The sequence below is a fragment of the Streptomyces sp. NPDC048337 genome (assembly GCF_043201175.1).
GTDB lineage: Bacteria > Actinomycetota > Actinomycetes > Streptomycetales > Streptomycetaceae > Streptomyces.
In genome coordinates, this window is the sequence record NZ_JBICYR010000003.1 from 245961 (window position 1) to 264000 (window position 18040).

Annotated in this window: 14 protein-coding genes; 6 read left to right on the top strand and 8 right to left on the bottom strand. The window is 72.8% G+C overall.

The window, feature by feature from the left end:
- Positions 1–124: 124 nt before the first annotated feature.
- The 5 genes from ACGFYU_RS06825 to ACGFYU_RS06845 all read left to right on the top strand — a co-directional run bounded on the left by ACGFYU_RS06825 (position 125) and on the right by ACGFYU_RS06845 (position 7795).
- On the top strand, positions 125–1366 hold the full coding sequence (locus tag ACGFYU_RS06825) for an FxsB family cyclophane-forming radical SAM/SPASM peptide maturase (RefSeq protein WP_393826191.1): 1242 nt from the start codon (positions 125–127) through the stop codon (positions 1364–1366).
- Positions 1363–2721 (top strand): aKG-HExxH-type peptide beta-hydroxylase, encoded by a 1359-nt coding sequence (locus ACGFYU_RS06830; protein ID WP_393826192.1) that lies wholly within the window; start codon positions 1363–1365, stop codon positions 2719–2721. Before ACGFYU_RS06825 ends, ACGFYU_RS06830 begins: the two co-directional genes overlap by 4 nt.
- Before the next feature lie 158 nt (positions 2722–2879).
- Entirely contained in the window at positions 2880–4265 is a 1386-nt protein-coding gene (locus tag ACGFYU_RS06835) for an MFS transporter (protein ID WP_393826193.1), read from the top strand.
- Positions 4266–4281: 16 nt separating this feature from the next.
- Positions 4282–6186, top strand: a complete 1905-nt coding sequence (locus ACGFYU_RS06840) for a helix-turn-helix domain-containing protein (RefSeq protein WP_393826194.1) — start codon at positions 4282–4284, stop codon at positions 6184–6186.
- A gap of 151 nt (positions 6187–6337) precedes the next feature.
- The gene (locus ACGFYU_RS06845; RefSeq protein ID WP_393826195.1) at positions 6338–7795 is read left to right on the top strand and encodes an amidohydrolase family protein; all 1458 of its coding nucleotides are present in this window, start codon (positions 6338–6340) and stop codon (positions 7793–7795) included.
- A gap of 12 nt (positions 7796–7807) precedes the next feature.
- Here ACGFYU_RS06845 and ACGFYU_RS06850 read toward each other — a convergent pair whose 3' ends face one another.
- Positions 7808–8380: a putative glycolipid-binding domain-containing protein gene (locus ACGFYU_RS06850; RefSeq protein WP_393826196.1), complete on the bottom strand. Its 573-nt coding sequence runs from the start codon at positions 8378–8380 to the stop codon at positions 7808–7810.
- Between the two features lie 197 nt (positions 8381–8577).
- Between ACGFYU_RS06850 and ACGFYU_RS06855 the strand changes: the two genes are divergently transcribed.
- Positions 8578–10524 (top strand): APC family permease, encoded by a 1947-nt coding sequence (locus ACGFYU_RS06855; RefSeq protein ID WP_393826197.1) that lies wholly within the window; start codon positions 8578–8580, stop codon positions 10522–10524.
- An 18-nt stretch (positions 10525–10542) separates the two neighbouring features.
- Here the strand turns inward: ACGFYU_RS06855 and ACGFYU_RS06860 are convergent, their stop codons facing one another.
- The 7 genes from ACGFYU_RS06860 to ACGFYU_RS06890 all read right to left on the bottom strand — a co-directional run bounded on the left by ACGFYU_RS06860 (position 10543) and on the right by ACGFYU_RS06890 (position 17941).
- Positions 10543–10860 (bottom strand): hypothetical protein, encoded by a 318-nt coding sequence (locus tag ACGFYU_RS06860; protein ID WP_393826198.1) that lies wholly within the window; start codon positions 10858–10860, stop codon positions 10543–10545.
- 35 nt (positions 10861–10895) lie between these two features.
- Positions 10896–12017 carry a glutamate--cysteine ligase gene (locus ACGFYU_RS06865; protein ID WP_393826199.1) on the bottom strand — a complete coding sequence of 374 codons (1122 nt, stop codon included), beginning with the start codon at positions 12015–12017 and terminating at the stop codon, positions 10896–10898.
- Positions 12014–12640, bottom strand: coding sequence for a nucleotide exchange factor GrpE (grpE, locus tag ACGFYU_RS06870; RefSeq protein ID WP_393826200.1), 627 nt, complete (start codon positions 12638–12640; stop codon positions 12014–12016). The genes ACGFYU_RS06865 and grpE overlap by 4 nt, the downstream gene beginning before the upstream one ends.
- The gene (dnaK, locus tag ACGFYU_RS06875; protein ID WP_393826201.1) at positions 12637–14511 is read right to left on the bottom strand and encodes a molecular chaperone DnaK; all 1875 of its coding nucleotides are present in this window, start codon (positions 14509–14511) and stop codon (positions 12637–12639) included. Before dnaK ends, grpE begins: the two co-directional genes overlap by 4 nt.
- A gap of 114 nt (positions 14512–14625) precedes the next feature.
- The gene (locus tag ACGFYU_RS06880; protein WP_393826202.1) at positions 14626–15384 is read right to left on the bottom strand and encodes a class I SAM-dependent methyltransferase; all 759 of its coding nucleotides are present in this window, start codon (positions 15382–15384) and stop codon (positions 14626–14628) included.
- 48 nt (positions 15385–15432) lie between these two features.
- Positions 15433–16383, bottom strand: a complete 951-nt coding sequence (locus tag ACGFYU_RS06885; RefSeq protein ID WP_393826203.1) for a hypothetical protein — start codon at positions 16381–16383, stop codon at positions 15433–15435.
- 64 nt (positions 16384–16447) lie between these two features.
- A complete protein-coding gene (locus tag ACGFYU_RS06890; RefSeq protein ID WP_393826204.1) occupies positions 16448–17941 on the bottom strand; it encodes an APC family permease in 1494 nt (497 codons plus the stop codon).
- Positions 17942–18040: the final 99 nt, after the last annotated feature.

An 18040-nucleotide genomic window follows, 5' to 3' on the forward strand; every position in this document is an offset into this window, starting at 1 on the left:
GACTGCGACCAAATACTGGCCGAACGGAGTGTGGCCCGGTCCCGAGGTACGAGGGACGAGTACGACGGACGCGCACCACGGACGCGTACGAAGGATCGGCGGCGCACGTCTTCGGGGGGAGCGGATGAGTCGACCGCCACTGCGCCATGCCGAGCCGCCCTGGCCGAGGGCCGCCGACGTGGCGGCACGGGAGGCGGCGGGCTGGGAGCCGCATCCGCTCCATTCCTTCGTCCTCAAGGTGCACAGCCGCTGCGACCTGGCCTGCGACTACTGCTACATGTACCGCTCGCACGACCAGAGTTGGCGGAAGCAGCCGCGCGCCATGGCCCCGGCCGTCGTCGACCGTACGGCCGAGCGCATCGCCGAACACCTGTCCGCGCACGGACTGCGCGAGGCGGGTGTGGTCCTGCACGGGGGCGAGCCCCTGCTCGCCGGTGACGCCGCGCTCGCCCGTACGGCCCGGGTGCTGCGCGCGGCCGTCGGCGACGGGGTGCGGCTGCACCTGTCCCTGCAGACCAACGGGGTGCGCCTCACCAGGGAACGGCTCGACCTGTGCGGCGAGTCGGGCATCACGGTCGGAGTGAGCACCGACGGCGGGCGCGCCGCCCACGACCTGCACCGGCGCGGGGCCGACGGGCGCGGCAGCCACGCCCGGGTCGAGGCGGCCCTGGAGCTGCTCGCGAGCGCGCCCTACCGGCCGCTGTTCGCCGGGCTGCTGTGCACCATCGACCTGCGCAACGACCCCGTACGCACCTATGAGGCGCTGCTCGCCCATCGTCCGCCCGCCGTCGACTTCCTTCTGCCGCTGGGCAATTGGCACACCCCGCCGCCGGGACTCGCCCCCGGGGGACGGCGCACGCCGTACGCGGACTGGCTGTGGGCGGTCTTCGAACGCTGGTACGGGGCCCCGGTGCGGGAGACCGGAGTCCGGCTCCTCGACGACGTCATGGCGCTGCTGCTCGGCGACGCCCCGCGGACGGAGTCCCTCGGTCTCGGCCCGGCGCGCTATGCCGTGGTGGAGACCGACGGCTCCCTCGCCCAGGACGACTCCCTGCGCACCGCGTACGAGGGGGCGGCGCGCACCGGCCTCGACGTGTGGCGGCACTCCTTCGACCGGCTGCTGCGCCACCCGGGCATCGCGGCCCGCCAGTGGGGAGCCGACGGGCTGTGCGCCGAGTGCCGCGCCTGCCCGCTGCACCGGGTGTGCGGGGGCGGCCACTACGTCACCCGCTACCACCGCGCCACCGGGTTCGCCAACCCGAGCGTGTACTGCGCGGACCTGGCGTCGCTGATCCGGCGGGTGCGGGACCGACTGGCGCGGGACGTGGCGGAGTTGACGGTCGGCACGGAAGGCACGGCGGCATGACCAGGACCCCGCTGCCGCACCGCTTCCCGGGCGGGCTGTTCGACGCGGTCGCCGCGGGCGGCGGCGGGGCCGAGGCCCTGACCCTGCTCGCCCGGGCCGAGCACAGCAGGCGCCTCGCCGTCATGCACGCGGCGACCACCGCCGCCCGTGGGGCCGGAGGCGCCGTGGCCCAGGAGGCGGAGCGCGCCTGGGAGTTGCTCGTCGAGGCCCGCCGTGCGGCGCCCGGGGCCGTGGACGCCGCTCTCACCCACCCGTCGGCGGGCCCGGCGCTCTTCGGCCTGCTCGCCCGTCTGGCGAGGCCCACGCAGGACCCTCCGCCGGTGCACTGGTTCACGGCGCTCGCCGCCGCGGCCGCGGTCCGGGCCGGGCTGCCCGCACGCGTGCGGTGGCGGGTGGCGGGCCCCTGGGTGGCGCTGCCGTCGCTCGGCCGGGCCCATGTCCCGGGCCTGCGCCCCGGCGGCCACGCCGAGCTGCGCGTGGACGCCGGTGGCCGGGCCACGATCGGCGCGACGGTGGCGCATGCCGCCCGCGGCCCAGTGGCGGTTCCGCATGGTCCGTACGGAACGGGCGACCGCTGGCGGGGCGCGCACCTGCTGGCCACGCTGGACACGGGCGCCGAGCTCGCGCTCGACACCCTGGACCCGCCGGCGTTCCCGAGGGCCGCGGGTCGCCCGGAGGGTCCGGGCCCGAACGAGACCCGCCGCTGGGCGGTGGAGGCACGGGACGCCTGCCGGATGCTGCGCACCGACCATCCGGAGGTGTACGAGGAGCTGGCCGCCGGCCCGCGGCTCCTGGTTCCGCTCTCCGGCACGGGCCGGGGCGTCGTCAGCGGCAGCAACGCGGAGACCTTCGGGTGCGTCGCGCTGTCGCCGCCTCCGACGACGGCCAAGTTCGCGGTGACGCTGGCCCACGAGATGCAGCACAACAAGCTGGCGGGCATGCTGCATCTCTTCGACCTGTTCGAGGCGGGCGGCGAGGAGCTGTACTACGCGCCCTGGCGCCCCGACCCGCGCCCTCTGCTCGGCCTCTTCCACGGGGCGTACGCGCATATGGGGGTCGCACAGTTCTGGGGCCGGCACAGCGGTACGGAACCGGACCCCGCCCTGCGGGCGAACGCGCACATCCAGTTCGCGCGCTGGCGCTCGGCTGCCCGCGAGGCGACCCTCGTCCTCCTGGGCTCCGGCAGGCTCACCGCACTCGGTGAACGTTTCGCCGGGCGGATGCTGGAGACCCTCGACGCGCTGTGCCGCGCACCGGTGCCGGCGCCGGCGGTGCGCCACGCCGAGTCCGCGGCCCGGGCCCACCGGACGGCCTGGCAGGACGCCGCGGGGAAGACGCGGGTACTGCCGGTGTGACCACGGGACCGTCCCCGTGCCCGGCCTCCAGGGGGATGGTGGCCGGACACATAGGACGGTCCCGGATTGTGATGTCCCACCACATACGCGGGGGGCCCGGTGGCTTCTACGTTGTGCCGACACGGAAACGTCCCCGCCAACGCCTGGAAGTGGTGTTCATGGCCTCCCCCGAGACCGCTCCCGCGACTGCCGGTTCCATCAAGCGCGTCGTCGCGGCGAGCCTGGTCGGGACCACCATCGAGTGGTACGACTTCTTCCTCTACGGCTCCGCCGCCGCCCTCGTGTTCAACAAGCTGTTCTTCCCGTCCAGCGACCCCCTCGTCGGCACCCTGCTCGCCTTCCTGACCTACGCCGTCGGCTTCGCCGCCCGGCCGCTGGGCGGGATCGTCTTCGGCCACTACGGCGACAGGATCGGCCGCAAGAAGCTCCTCGTCCTGAGCCTGCTGATGATGGGCGGCGCGACCTTCGCGATGGGCCTGCTGCCCACGCACGCCGCGATAGGAGCCGGAGCCCCGATCCTGCTGACCGTGCTCCGCCTGGTCCAGGGCTTCGCGCTCGGCGGCGAGTGGGGCGGCGCGGTCCTCCTCGTCTCGGAGCACGGCGGCGACCGGCACCGCGGCTTCTGGGCCGCCTGGCCGCAGGCCGGCGCACCCGGCGGGAACCTGCTCGCCACCGGTGTGCTGGCGCTGCTGGCCGCCGTACAGTCCGACGCGACGTTCCTGGCCTGGGGCTGGCGGATCCCGTTCCTGCTCTCCGGGGTGCTGGTCGTGGTCGGCCTGTGGATCCGGCTCTCCGTCTCCGAGTCCCCGGTATTCCTCGAAGCCCGGCGGAAGGCGGCCGAGGAGGCCGCCGCGGGCATCAAGGAGAGGCCGCCCGTCGTGCGCGTGTTCCGCGAGGACTGGCGCCAGGTGCTCACCGCGATCGGCACCCGGCTGGGCGAGAACGTCTCGTACTACATCCTCACCGCCTTCCTGCTCGTCTACGTCACCTCCCACCTCAAGCTGCCCAAGAGCGACGCGCTGAACGCCGTACTGATCGGCTCGGCCGTCCACTTCGTCGCCATCCCGCTGTGGGGCGCCCTCTCGGACCGCATCGGCCGCCGCCCGGTCACCCTGATCGGCGCGGTCGGGATGGCAGGCTGGGCCTTCGCGTTCTTCGCGCTGCTCGACGGGAAGTCCTTCCCCGTCATCGCCCTGGCCGTCACCATCGGGCTCCTGCTGCACGGAGCGATGTACGGGCCCCAGGCGGCCTTCATCTCCGAGATGTTCGACACCAAGGTCCGCTACTCGGGGGCCTCCATGGGATCCCAGCTCGCCTCCATCGTCGGCGGGGCGCTCGCGCCGATCGTCGCCGTCGAACTCCTCAAGGACTACGGATCCTCCGTCCCGGTGTCGGTCTACCTCTGCGCCGCCGCCCTCGTCACCACCCTGACCGTCCTGGCGGCCAGGGAGACCCGCGGCCGCGACCTGGCCCAGGACGGTCCGGTCGTCGCGGCACCGGGGCGGGCCCGCGCACGGCACGACTCCGTTCCGCTCGGCGGCTGAGCGGACCGACCGCCGTATGCTCCCCACCGTGACAGCCACCGGCAACCCGAACACCCGGCCCGGCCCGCGGCGCCTCCTGGACCTGCTGGCCCAGGGGGCGCCCGCCGAGGAGTTCGCCCGTACGGCCGCCGAGGCCAAGGAGGCGGGCGCTCCGGCCGACGAGCTGGCCGAGCTCGCGGAGGCCACCGAGGTGGCCCTGCGCATCCGCCGCACCCTCGGCCGGCTCCGCCGCCGCGAAGCGCAGCTCACCGCGCTGTTCGACACGGCCAGCGACCTGGCGGCCCTGCGCGATCTGGACGCCGTGCTGCGGGCGATCGTGCACCGGGCCAAGATGCTGCTCGGCACCGACGTCACCTACCTGTCCCTCAACGACGAAGCCGCCGGCGACACCTACATGCGGGTCACCGACGGATCCGTCGCCGCCTCCTTCCAGCGGGTGCGGCTCGGCATGGGCGAAGGGCTCGGCGGGCTCGTCGCCCAGACCGCACGCCCCTACGCCACCGGCGACTACCAGGCCGACGGCCGCTTCCACCACACCGGCGCCATCGACAGCGCCGTACAGGACGAGGGGCTGCGGGCGATCCTCGGCGTACCCCTGCGCCTGGGCGACCGGGGCATCGGCGTGCTCTACGCCGCCGACCGCACCCCGCGCGAGTTCACCCCCGACGAGGTAGCCCTGCTCTCCTCCCTGGCCGACCACGCCGCCATCGCCATCGACGGCGCCCGGCTGCTGGAGGAGACCCGCACCGCGCTCGTCGACCTGGGCTCCGCCAACGCGACCGTCCGCGCCCAGAGCGAGGCCCTGCGGCGCGCCGAGCACGCCCACGACCAGCTGACCGACCTGGTCCTGCGCGGCGGCGACGCCGCCGGGGTGGCCGGCCGGCTCGCGGACATCCTCGACGGCGGCATCCTGATCCACGACGCCGAGGGCGCCGAACTGGCCCGTACGGGGGCGAAGCCGCTGCCCCTGCCCGACGGGGCGGTCGCCGCGTCGCGGGCCGGCGGCCGGGCCGTGTCCTCGGACGGGACCTGGGTGTGCGCCGTGCTGGCCGGCCCCGAGCTCCTCGGCAGCATCGTGCTGACCGGCCGCCCGGACCTCGCGGACGCCGACCGGCTGCTGTTCGAGCGCGCGGGTGTGGTCACCGCGCTGCTGCTCCTCCTGCGCCGCTCGGTGGCCGAAACCGAGGACCGGGTGCGCGGGGAGCTGCTGAACGACCTGCTGTCCACCAGCGGGGACCCGGGCAGCCTCTCGGCGCGCGCCCGCAGGCTCGGCGTCGATCTCGACCGCCCGTACGGGGTGTTCGTGGCGCACGGCGGGACCGCGGACCGGCAGCGGCTGCTGGCCGCCGCCACCCGGGGCGCCCGGGCGCGCGACGGTCTGGCCGGGCTCCACCACGGGCAGGTGGTGGTCGTGGCGCCGGCCCAGGACCCGGGTGCCACCGCCCACGCCCTGGCGGGCGAGCTCGGGCAGGCGGCGTCCGCCGAGGTCACCGTAGGCGCGGGCGGTCCCGCGGCCGGTCCGGCCGGCCTGCCGGCGGCGCACGCCGAGGCCCACCGCTGTCTGTCCGCCCTGCGCGCCCTGGGTCAGAGCGGCCGCGGCGGCGCCCTGTCCGACCTCGGCTTCGTCGGCGTACTCCTCGGCGACCAGGCCGGGGTGTCCGAGTACGTACGGAGCACGCTCGGTGCCGTACTGGACTACGACACCGCACGCGGTACCGACCTGACGGGCACGCTGGAGGCGTACTTCGCGGAGGGCTCCAGCCTGACCAGGACGAAGACGGTGCTGCACGTCCACGTGAACACGGTCGTCCAGCGGCTGGAGCGGATCGGCCGCCTCCTCGGCCCGGACTGGAACACGCCCGCCAGGGCGCTCGAACTCCAGCTCGCACTGCGCCTGCACCGGCTGGCCACGCACCGCTGAAATTCCGCCAGTTCCACAAAATGTTGACGCGCCTCTATCGGAAATCCCCTCGCCTGACCGACGATCCCGGTATCCTCTCCCGCTTTCACCTGACGACCCGTCGGGGCAGGGAAGGGCGAACCGACCCGTGTTCGTTGGGAGGCACTACGTCATGGAATCCAGCGGAAAGTGTCCCGGCGGCGCCTCACCCGCCGCACCCACACCCGTCACCACACCCGCACCCACCCCCAGCCGTCGCGGCGTCCTGGCCGGCCTGGGGATGGCCGCCGCCGCTCCGCTCGTCCTCGGCGCCGGGCGCACCCGGCAGCGGGGCCCCGCGCCGGCCGCCCGGTCCACGGTCCTGCGGAACGCCGCGCTCGTCCTCACCATGGACCCCGCCCTCGGCGACGGCCCCCTCGGCACGGTCGCGAACGCGGACGTCCTCCTGCGGGACGGCACCGTCGCCGCCGTCGGCAGACGCCTCCCGGTGCCGCCGGGCACGCAGGTCGTCGACGCCGCCGGCAAACTCGTGATGCCGGGCTTCGTCGACGTCCACACCCACCTGTGGCAGTCGTCCATGCGCGGCGGCTGCGCCGACCGCGACCTCTTCGGATGGCTCGCCGACTGCAATTGGACGACCTTCTCCCGCATCCCGGCGGCGGACATGTACCGCTTCGTCCGCCTGGGCGCCCTCGACTCGGTGCAGTCCGGCGTCACCACGCTCGTGGACTGGGTCGACGCCCTCCCGTACGACACGACGGTCCAGTACGTGCGCGCCCTGGCGGACACCGGGATGCGCTTCACCTACGCGATGTTCCAGGCCGAGCGGGAGGCCGCGCTGATCCCCCGGGTGAAGCGGGAGCTCCTCGATCCGGTGCCGCTCGCCTCCGCGCAGGTCGCCACGCACGCGGCGCGGGCCATCCAGGGCCTGAACCGGCTCCACTGGGACATCGCCCAGGAGCTCGGCGTCATGCTCAACAGCCACGTGCTCGAACGCTCCGAGCAGCGCGCGGACGACCCGATCGGCGTCCTGACGGACATCGGCGCACTGGGGCCCCGACTGCTGATGAACCACGCGATCCACCTGACCGACGCCGAGATCGGCGCGCTCGCCGCGCACGACGTACGGGTCTCGCACTGCCCGCTCAGCAACATGCGGCTCGCCTCGGGGATCATGCGGCTGCCGGACCTGGCCCGGCACGGCGTCAAGGTCGGGCTCGGCCAGGACGGCGGCACCAACGACTCCTCGGACTTCTTCGCCCTGATGAAGACGGCCATCGGCCTCCAGCGGGCGCGTTCGCTGGACGCTTCGGTGTTCCCGCAGGTCCACGACGTGCTGCGGATCGCCACGCTCGGCGGCGCCGAGGCCATCGGCATGGCCGACAAGGTCGGCTCGCTGACCCCCGGCAAGCTCGCCGACGTCATCGTGGTCGACCCCGCCGCGCTCAACTTCGCTCCGCGCTTCGACTGGGTCGGCCAGCTCGTCTTCAACGCCCGCCCCGAGAACGTCCACGCGGTGTTCGTGAACGGACGGCCCCTCAAGCTCGACGGCCGCCTCGTCGACGTCGATCCCGACCGCGTCGTACGGGAGGCGGAAGCGGCCGCCGGGCGCCTGCGGGCCGCCTCCTGACGGCGCCGGGCGTCAACGGGTCAGTACGGTCGCGAGCTCCGGATAGTCGAGGACCAGGCCGTCCTCGTCGAACTCCACGTCGCTGCGGAAGTCCCCGGCCTCGTAGCGGATGCGCGCGCCGTGCTCGGCGCGGGCCAGATGCGTGTACGTCTGGTGAGTGGCGGTCACTTCGAGGCCGGGGACCGCGACCCAGGCCATCAGGAAGGGGTGAGGTTCGGTTCCGGGCTCCCGGTGCAGACCGTGCCGCAGTACGGGCATGGTGTTCGTCAGGGGGCACAGCCCCAGGTCGCAGTCGAGGGCGCCGTCGAGATCGGGGCGGTGCTCGCCGTCCACCGTCCAGCGGCCCGCGTCGTTGCGCAGGTCGAGGGTCCTGGTCGACGCCGCGCTCTCGACGGTGACGTGCAGGCGGGAGGTCACGTACGCGTCCACGGTGTCGAGCGTGTACGTGACCCAGTACGGCTCGGGGATCAGGCCCACGGCCCGGCCCCGCGCGGTGAACCGGCCCTCGGCGAGGGCGATCCAGGCGGTCGAGTAGCCCCTGCTCGGGAGGATGTCCCAGGTGCGGACGAGGGTGCGGCTGCTCATGCGGCGAGCCTACCGGGCAGGCGGCCCCGGCCCTGGGAAGCCGGACCGGGCTCCGCCGCTCGGCGCATTTCCGTGCGCGCGGGCGTTAAGGCCCCGTCAAGATCTGCTCCATACGCCGCATCGGTGACCGAAATGCGTACGCTTTCCAGCCGGTCGCACTGGTGGCCGGAACCAAGCGATGCAACTGGAGCAACACCATGGCGGCCACCCCTACCCGCCCCTCACGCCTGCGTGCGTGGCTGCTGGAAGGTCTGACCGATCAGAACAGGCGACCCGGCCCGCGCCCCGGGGAACCGGTGACCGAGCACGAGGGCCGCCCGTGGTGGCGTGTCATGTGCCTGACCGGCCTCGACTACTTCTCCACCCTCGGCTACCAGCCCGGCATCGCCGCGCTCGCGGCCGGACTGCTGTCTCCCGTCGCGACGATCGTCCTCGTGCTGCTCACCCTCTTCGGAGCGCTGCCGGTGTACCGGCGGGTGGCCGAGGAGAGCCCCCACGGCGAGGGCTCCATCGCCATGCTGGAGCGGCTGCTGTCGTTCTGGAAGGGGAAGCTCTTCGTCCTGACCCTGCTCGGGTTCGCGGCGACCGACTTCCTCATCACCATCACCCTCTCCGCCGCCGACGCGACCGCGCACCTGGTGGAGAACCCGCACCTCACCAGCACCCTGCACGGCCACGAGGTGCTCATCACCCTCATCCTGGTCGCCCTGCTCGGGGCGGTCTTCCTCAAGGGCTTCAGCGAGGCCATCGGCGTGGCCGTGGTCCTGGTGGGCACCTATCTCGCCCTCAACGCAATCGTGGTCGCGGTCGGACTGTGGCAGGTGCTGAGCGAACCCCACGTCGTCGCGGACTGGTCCGACGCCCTGACCACCGAGCACGGCAACCCGTTCATGATGATCGCCATCGCCCTCGTCGTCTTCCCCAAACTGGCCCTCGGCCTCTCCGGGTTCGAGACGGGCGTCGCCGTCATGCCCCACGTCCAGGGTGACGCGGACGACGCCCCCGACGAGCCGGCGGGCCGGATCCGCGGCACGAAGAAGCTGCTCACCACCGCCGCCGTGATCATGAGCGTCTTCCTGATCTGCTCCAGCTTCATCACCACGCTGCTGATCCCGCCCGAGGCGTTCAAGTCGGGCGGCGAGGCCAACGGCCGCGCCCTCGCCTACCTCGCCCACGAACACCTGGGCTCGGCCTTCGGCACGGTCTACGACGTCTCCACCATCCTGATCCTCTGGTTCGCGGGGTCCTCCGCCATGGCCGGCCTGCTCAACCTGATGCCGCGCTACCTGCCCCGCTACGGCATGGCCCCGCACTGGGCCCGCGCCCTGCGCCCCATGGTCATCGTGTTCACCCTCATCGCCTTCCTGGTCACCTGGATCTTCAACGCCGACGTGGACGCCCAGGGCGGCGCGTACGCCACCGGTGTCCTCGTCCTGATCACCTCGGCCGCCGTCGCCGTGACCATCGCCGCCCGCCGGGCCGCGGAACGCGGCTGGACCATCGGCTTCGGCATCATCTCCGTGATCTTCATCTACACGACCGCCGTGAACGTCGTCGAACGCCCCGACGGCGTGAAGATCGGTGCCTGCTTCATCGCGGGCATCATGGCGCTCTCGCTCCTCTCCCGCCTCGCCCGGGTCTTCGAGCTCCGCGTCACGCACGTGGAGTTCGACGACATGGCGCAACGATTCATCCGCGACACCGCCAACCGCACCATCCGTTTCATCGCCAACGAGCCCGACAACCGGGACCTCGAGGAATACCGGCTGAAGAAGCAGCAGATCCGCGCGGACAACGACATCCCCTCCGAGGACGACGTCATGTTCGTCGAGGTCACCGTCCTGGACGCGTCCGAGTTCGAATCCGGCATGCGGGTACGCGGCGAAGTCCTCCACGACCGCTACCGCGTCCTGACCCTGGAGAGCTCCAGCATCCCCAACGCGCTCGCCGCCCTCCTCCTCCACGTCCGCGACGAGACGGGCCAACGCCCCCACATCTACTTCGAGTGGACCGAGGGCAACCCGCTCGCCAACTTCCTCCGCTTCTTCCTCTTCGGCCAGGGCGAGGTCGCCCCCGTCACCCGCGAGGTCATCCGAGAGGCCGAACCCGACCGCTCCCGCCGCCCCCACGTCCACGCCGGCTGAACCGGCCCGCGGGGGCGGTCACTCGGAGTCGTCGCGGGCGAGGCCGAGGGCCACGTCCTGGAGGATCTGCTCGGTCGACGGTTCCGCGTCGGTCTCGTCGTAGGCGTTCGCGATCGCCTCGAAGGCGAGGATGAAACCGCTGATCAGGGCGCTCAAGGGGTCGGAGAGCTGGTTCAGGAGCGACAGCCCGACCTCCTCGGGGCCCGCCCAGGCCGGAACGACGAACTCCGAGGGGATCACCTCACCGAGCAGTTCGGAGACAAAACCGGGCTCCTCTCCGCCGCGCAGGGCGGTGAGCGCGGCGATGGCCTTCAGCTTGATCTCGTTCTCGGTCATCCTGCGAGCGTAGGAGCGCGGCGGGCACACCGCGCTCAGCCCGGGTGCCGTGTCGTCGTGGCGGCCAGCTGGTCGACCACCGCGTCCAGGCATCCCGCGCGGCGGTACAGCGCGCGCTGGTACGCCGCCCCGTCCCCGCGGGCGGTGAGGCCTGCCAGCAGGCGCCGGACTTCGGGGAGGTCTCCGGTCGCCTCCAGGCCGGGGACGGCCCGGCGCAGGAGGGCGGAGGTCAGCGTGTGGGCGGGTACGGTCTCGCCGGTGAGGGGGTCGAGCGCCTCGCCCCGGTGCCCGTAGTGGGCGGCGTAGCGGTGTGCCGACCAGAGCCGGCGGGCCGGTACCTCCGGGGGTGCGCTGCCGCGGGGTCCGCATTCGGCCAGCATCGTGGCGCACAGACCGCGGATCAGCAGGGCCAGCAGGACGGTGGTGTCCAGGTCCGCGTTGACGTCGGCGATCCGGATCTCGAGGGTCGGCACGTGTTCGGACGGGCGGGCGAACCAGTAGATCATCCGGCGGTCGAGCAGGATCCCGGACCGGACCAGCGCGTCGGCCGTCCGCTCGTACCCCGCCGGATCGAGCGGCGGTGCGGGCCCCGCCGTCGGCCAGCGCCCGAACTCCACCGACCGCCAGCTGGCACAGCCGCTGTCCCGGCCGCCGGCGAAGGGGGAGTTCGCCGCGAGCGCCTGGACGGCGGGGAGGTAGGGGCGCACCCGGTTGGCGAGTTCGAGGGCTCCGGGGCGGTCCAGGGTGCCGATGTGCACGTGGCAGCCGCACACCATCCCCAGCCGGCCGTCCACCAGGGCCCCGTAGTACCGGGCCATGCGCTGGTAGCGCGGGTCGTCGGTCACCGGGATCGGGTCCGCGGGCGGCACGACGGCCGTGCCCGCGCCGACGAGCAGGCACCCCGCCTCCCGCGCGGCCCGGGCGGCGATGGCGCGCAGCTCCGCCAACTGCGCGCGCAGGTCGGCTCCGGAGCGGGTGGGCTGCGTACAGACCTCCAGCTGGCAGGTGTAGAACTCGGCCTGCGCCTGCGGGCCGAGCCGCTCCGAGACCGCGTCGAGCACCTGGGGTGCGCGCGGTACCGGAGCCCGCGTGGAGCGGTCGACGAGGAAGAACTCCTCCTCGACCCCCATGGTGAGCTCCACGGCGGTCGCCGTCATGGCAGCCCGCTGCCCTGCCCTTGATCCGTGCGCTCGCCGACCAACACCTGGGCGGGACGCAGGAGCTGGCGCCCGACCCGGTAGCCGCGCCGCAGTACGGTGGTGCAGACGGGCTGGTCCACCGGGCCGGAGACCACCCGGCCGACGGCTTCGTGGCAGGTCGGGTCGAAGGGGTCGCCCGCGACCGCGAAGGCCTCCAGGCCCAGGGCGCCGAGCTGCGCGTCCAGCGTTTCCGCCACGGCCCGCAGCCCGCCGTCGAGCGGGTCCTCCTCGCGCACCCGGTCCATGGCGTCCAGTACGGGGAGCAGCCCGCGCAGGACGTTGGCGACGGCGATCTCGCCAACGGCGAGCCGGTCGCGCCGTACGCGCTTGCGGTAGTTGTCGTACTCGGCCTTGAGGCGCTGGAGGTCGTCGGTGCGCTCGGCGAGCAGCTCCAGGGGGCCGGCGGCCTCGCCGACGGGGCCGGGGCCGGGGCCGGGCTCACCGCCCGCGCCGGGGCGCTCCGGCCCCGGGTCCCGGGTGGACTCCCCCGGCTGGAGGGTCAGCGGGCCGTCGCCCCGTCGGCCCCGGATCACGGCCAGGGGCGGCTGCCCGCGCCGCGCGGAGCGGTTCGGCCGGTTCACGACCGCTCTCCCTTCTCCCGGTCGTCGTCGACGATCTCGGCGTCGACGACGTCCTCGTCCTCGCTCGCTCCGGGCCCGCCCGGTCCGCCGGCTTCGGAGGGCGCGCCCGCGCTGCCGGCTTCCCTGGCCTGGGCGTAGAGCGCGGAGCCGATCTTCTGGGCGGCCTCGCTCGCCCGCTGGATCGCGGTGCGGATCGCGGAGGTGTCCTCACCCTTGAGCTTCTCCTTCAGCTCGCCGATGGCCGCCTCGACCTCGCTCTTGATGTCGGCCGGGACCTTGTCCCCCTCGTCGCGCAGCAGCTTCTCGGTCTGGTAGACGAGCTGTTCGCCCTGGTTGCGGGTCTCGGCGGCCTCCTTGCGGCGCCGGTCCTCGTCCGCGTACTGCTCGGCCTCGCGGACCATGCGTTCGATGTCGTCCTTGCCGAGCGAGGAGCCGCCGGTGACGGTCATCTTCTGCTCCTTGCCCGTACCGAGGTCCTTGGCCGTGACGTGCATGATGCCGTTCGCGTCGATGTCGAAGGAGACCTCGATCTGCGGGACGCCACGCGGGGCCGGGGGCAGGCCCGTCAGCTCGAACATGCCGAGCTTCTTGTTGTACGCCGCGATCTCGCGCTCACCCTGGTAGACCTGGATCTGCACGGACGGCTGGTTGTCCTCGGCCGTCGTGAAGATCTCCGACCGCTTGGTCGGGATCGTGGTGTTGCGCTCGATGAGCTTGGTCATGATGCCGCCCTTGGTCTCGATACCGAGGGACAGCGGGGTCACGTCGAGGAGCAGGACGTCCTTGACCTCACCCTTGAGCACACCGGCCTGCAGGGTGGCGCCGACGGCGACGACCTCGTCCGGGTTGACGCCCCGGTGCGGGTCCTTGCCGGTGAGCGACTTGACCAGCCCGGACACCGCGGGCATGCGGGTGGAGCCGCCGACGAGGATGACGTGGTCGACGTCGGCGACCTGGATCTTCGCGTCCGTGACGGCCTGGTGGAAGGGGGTCTTGCAGCGCTCCAGCAGGTCGGCGGTCAGCTGCTCGAACTGGGCCCGGGTGAGCTTCTCCTCCAGGTGCAGCGGGCCGTCCGGGGAGGCGCTGATGTAGGGCAGGTTGATGGTGGTCTCGGTGGCGGAGGACAGCTCGATCTTCGCCTTCTCGGCGGCCTCGCGGAGCCGTTGCCGGGCCATCTTGTCCTGGGCGAGGTCGATCCCGTAGCCGTGCTTGAACTGCTTGACGAGGTGCTCGACGACGCGCTGGTCCCAGTCGTCGCCACCGAGGTGGGTGTCGCCGTTGGTGGACTTGACCTCCACCACCCCGTCGCCGATCTCCAGGAGCGACACGTCGAAGGTGCCGCCGCCGAGGTCGAAGACGAGGATGGTCTGGTCCTCCTCCTTGTCGAGGCCGTAGGCCAGGGCGGCGGCCGTCGGCTCGTTGACGATGCGCAGCACCTTCAGTCCGGCGATCTCGCCGGCCTCCTTGGTGGCGGTGCGCTGGGAGTCGTTGAAGTACGCCGGTACGGTGACCACCGCGTCGGTGACGTTCTCGCCGAGGTAGGCCTCCGCGTCGCGCTTGAGCTTCTGGAGCACCCTCGCGGAGATCTCCTGCGCGGTGTACTGCTTCCCGTCGATGGTGCCGCCGTCCGGGAACCGCCAGGCCGCGTCGCCCATGTGCCGCTTGACCGAGCGGGCGGTGCGGTCCACGTTGGTGACCGCCTGCCGCTTGGCCAGCTCCCCGACGAGCACGTCGCCGCCCTTGGCGAAGGCGACGACCGAGGGCGTGGTCCTGGCCCCTTCCGCGTTCGGGATGACGGTCGGCTCGCCGCCCTCCAGTACGCAGACCACGGAGTTCGTCGTTCCCAGATCGATGCCGACTGACCGGGCCATTTCAGCCTCCAGTCCCCAGCCGCGTGCGGATGACAATTTTACTGCGGCGGGTGGGTCGGCGGCCGTGGGGTGGTACGTATGACCCACCCGGCGCCGCCCTCGCGCCGGCGCCGGTCAGGGCATGGGCATGGCCGCCAGGGCCGTGGTGATCATCAGGGGCGGTTTCGCCCGCTCAGCCGTCCAGGCCCGGGAGCGCACGAGGTCCGGGGCGGCTACGGACAGCGCCTCGTCCACGGTCGGGCGGTGCTGGTCGACGTCCACGAAGCCTGCGCGTTCCAGCAGGGCCGGGAGGACCTCGACGGGCCAGGCGTGGTTGTGCACGTCCTGCCAGGTCCCGTCCGTACGCCGCAGCCGCACGGTCAGTGGGTCGCCCGGCGCATACTCCTCGCCCGGGGCGCCGATCCGCAGCGAGGCGTAGTCCATCCCGACGCAGGCGGGATCGGTGGTCAGCAGGACGAACGGGGCGCCGGGCCGCAGCAGTCGGCGGATCTCCGTGAACACCCCGAGCACGGCCTCCCGGGTCGGCAGCGACGCGATCACGTGATTGCACATCACGGCGTCGGCGCTGCCGTCCGCCAGGTCCGTCACCCGGCCGTCCTCGACGAGGTGGTACTCGGCGACCGCCGCACCCGAGGCACGGGCCAGCGCCAGCATCTCGGGGGAGGTGTCCACACCCAGCACCCGCGCCCCGAGCCGCCGGGCGGCGGCATCGGCCACCCTGCCCGGCCCGCAGCCGTAGTCCACCAGGACGTCGTCGTCGCCCATCCGGCGGGACAGGGCCCGGAAGACGAACGGATAGCCGAGCAGCCAGTCCGTGGCCGCTTCGACGGCCGCGAAAGCCTGGGCACCCTCACGTCCTGACCAGTCGCTCACAGCCCCACTATCGACCCGGCGCGGCCGTGCGGGGGGCTGCGACACGAGTTAGCGGGCGGCGGCGAGTACCCGGTCCCGCCAGCGGCTGAAGAGGGTCTCCGGGTCGCCGCTGTAGGACCAGGGGACGCGGGTGGCCCGGTTGTCCAGGAGGGTGAAGACCTCCGCGGACTCGGCCTCCATGCCGCCGTGGACCAGGCCGTGGGCGAGGTAGTTGAGGTCCGCGACATCCTGGGCGTAGGGCCTGGTACGCCTCGCGATCCAGTTCTCCAGCGCCGTCCGCAGGTCCCAGCGGGCCCGCTCGCCGCTCCAGTGGGTGGCCAGGCCGATCGTCGTACGCCCCTGGGTCTCGCTGTCGTGCCGGTACTGCTCCGCGCGCGCCACCTGCGGCAGCACCGCGAGCGGGGATCCGGCGGGCGCGTAGACGGCCCCGTCCCAGGCGAAGTTGTAGGCCTCTCCGTGCGAGCCGTGCCAGCGGGCGGAGAAGTAGCGCAGCACCTGGTGGTGGCCCTCGCGGTGGTGGGGGTCCCGGGCGCGCAGTTCCCGCCACCAGTGGCCCATGTTCGGGTCGCCGCCTTCGTACAGTCTGCCGAGCGTGACGAGGGAGACGTACGGGTGCGGGTCGTCGGGTGCCAGGTCGCAGGCGCGCAGGCAGGTGCGGGCCACCTGGTCCAGGCCGTCCTTGGGGGGCATCGTCCCGCTGCGGGCGGCGGCGAAGAGCCGCATGACCTCGGTCTCCGCGCGCAGGATGGCGGCGTCCGGGTTGGCGGGGTCGGCGGCGTGCCAGACGTCCACGGTACGGCGGTTCGCGGCCGCGTCCGCGAGCAGCCGGATGCGGTGCGCGCGCCGGTCCCAGTCGGTGCGGGGGTGTTCGGCGAGGAGGTCGCGGGCCCCTTCCCAGCGGCCCATGACCATGTCCTGGCGGCATTCCTCGAGACCGCGGTCGCCGAACGCCTGATCGTAGATCGGCGCTCCGGAACGCCGGCGCAGCCAGGCCGCCATGCACACTCCTCGATTCGGTTCTGTTCTGTTCTGTTCTGTTCTGGTCCGCGGGGACTGCGGCCCGTCAGAAGTCGGTGAGGATCCCGTCCCGGCGTTCGGCCGCCGCGAGGCCCCCGGCAGCAGCCGTGCCCCCGTGCAACTCGTCCACGGCGTCCGCCTGTTCGGGGTCCAGCGGGCGGGGCCGGAAGTACGAGACCCCCTGGAGCCGGGAGAGGATCATCGGGATCAGGCCCAGCGCGAGGGCACCGAGGCCGATGGCGAGGGCGCTGCCGGTCAGTTCGGGAACCGACATGACGAAGATCCAGATCATGAACAGGGCTCCGCCGAGCGGCCACAGCCCGATGAAGAGGAAGGTGCCCGCGGACCTGAACAGCACCTTGCGGTAGGCGACGACGACCGAGAGGCCGGCGAGGGCGTAGTAGAAGGCGATGTGCAGGCCGATGCCGCTGACGGCGTCCCGTACGAACTGCGCGCCCGAGCCGGCCGTGGCCGAGAGGGTGACGAGCAGGAGCGCCACGGCCGCCACGGTGACCGTGGCGACGGAGGGCGTCTGCCAGTGGCGGTGGATGCGGCCGAACACGGCGGGCACGGTGCGGTCGCGGCCCATAGCGAACAGGGTGCGGGTGGCCTGGAGGAGGCTCGTCTCCAGGGTGGCGATCATGGACAGCATGACGGCGAGGACGAGCAGTCGGCCGCCCCAGCCCGGCCACACCGCGTCGCCGAGCACGGAGAGGAAGTTGTCGGGGTTCTTCCGGACCGCGTCCGCGCCGATGAGGATGTTGGTGGCGAGGGTGAAGACGACGAAGACCGCGAAGGAGAGCGCGACGCCGATCAGGCCGCCGAGGCCGAAGGAGCGGCGGCTGGTGCGGGTCTCCTCGTTGAGGTTGCTGGAGACGTCCCAGCCCCAGTAGCTGACGCCCGCGATCAGCGCGCCGGCGACGAAGCCGTGCGAGGTGTCGAAGTGGCCGAAGCCGAACCAGGAGAGCGAGAAGTCCGCCGCGTTCCCCTCCTTGGCCAGGGCGGCGACGGCGAAGGCGAGGAGCAGCGCGAGCTGGACGCCGGTGAGGATCCGGCGGGCGTACGGGCTGATCCGGGCGCCCTGCGCGACCACGCCGGCCATGAGCAGGAACCAGCCGGCGCCGACGGCCGTGGCCAGGCCCGTGTCCGCGGCCAGGTCGGGGCTGATGAGGGCGAGCGTGGCACTGCCGGCCGGGAGGGTCGCGGAGACGAGGAAGGCGGTCGCGGCGACGACCAGGGCCCAGCCGCTGAGGAAGCCGAGGAAGGGGTGGAGGGCGCGCGCCACCCAGGCGTAGCTCGCCCCGGCGTTGACGTCGAGGCGTCCCAGGTGGCGGAAGGCCAGGGCGATCCCGATCATCGGCAGCGCGCAGTACAGGAGCACCGCGGGGCCGGCGACGCCGACGGTGGCGATGAGTACGGGGAGGGTCGCGGCGACGGTGTACGCCGGTCCGCAGCCCGCGACCGCCATGACGACGGAGTCGAACGTCCCCAGGGAGCCGGCGCGCAGGCCACCTCCGTCGTTGTTGGCCCTCTTGCCCACTGACTGCCCCTTCTGACCACCGCGCACTGGTGCATGATCATGCACACGGCAGAACGGGTCCACAAGGGCTACTCTTCGGTTTCTTTTGGTAAATCTCTC

Excerpts from the sequence above, each read along its gene's own strand:
- ACGFYU_RS06825 (WP_393826191.1), top strand. The coding sequence starts at position 125 with ATGAGTCGACCGCCACTGCGCCATGCCGAGCCGCCCTGGCCGAGGGCC.
- ACGFYU_RS06830 (WP_393826192.1), top strand. The coding sequence starts at position 1,363 with ATGACCAGGACCCCGCTGCCGCACCGCTTCCCGGGCGGGCTGTTCGAC.
- ACGFYU_RS06835 (WP_393826193.1), top strand. The coding sequence starts at position 2,880 with ATGGCCTCCCCCGAGACCGCTCCCGCGACTGCCGGTTCCATCAAGCGC.
- ACGFYU_RS06840 (WP_393826194.1), top strand. The coding sequence starts at position 4,282 with ATGCTCCCCACCGTGACAGCCACCGGCAACCCGAACACCCGGCCCGGC.
- ACGFYU_RS06845 (WP_393826195.1), top strand. The coding sequence starts at position 6,338 with ATGGAATCCAGCGGAAAGTGTCCCGGCGGCGCCTCACCCGCCGCACCC.
- ACGFYU_RS06850 (WP_393826196.1), bottom strand. The coding sequence starts at position 8,380 with ATGAGCAGCCGCACCCTCGTCCGCACCTGGGACATCCTCCCGAGCAGG.
- ACGFYU_RS06855 (WP_393826197.1), top strand. The coding sequence starts at position 8,578 with ATGGCGGCCACCCCTACCCGCCCCTCACGCCTGCGTGCGTGGCTGCTG.
- ACGFYU_RS06860 (WP_393826198.1), bottom strand. The coding sequence starts at position 10,860 with ATGACCGAGAACGAGATCAAGCTGAAGGCCATCGCCGCGCTCACCGCC.
- ACGFYU_RS06865 (WP_393826199.1), bottom strand. The coding sequence starts at position 12,017 with ATGACGGCGACCGCCGTGGAGCTCACCATGGGGGTCGAGGAGGAGTTC.
- dnaK (WP_393826201.1), bottom strand. The coding sequence starts at position 14,511 with ATGGCCCGGTCAGTCGGCATCGATCTGGGAACGACGAACTCCGTGGTC.
- ACGFYU_RS06885 (WP_393826203.1), bottom strand. The coding sequence starts at position 16,383 with ATGGCGGCCTGGCTGCGCCGGCGTTCCGGAGCGCCGATCTACGATCAG.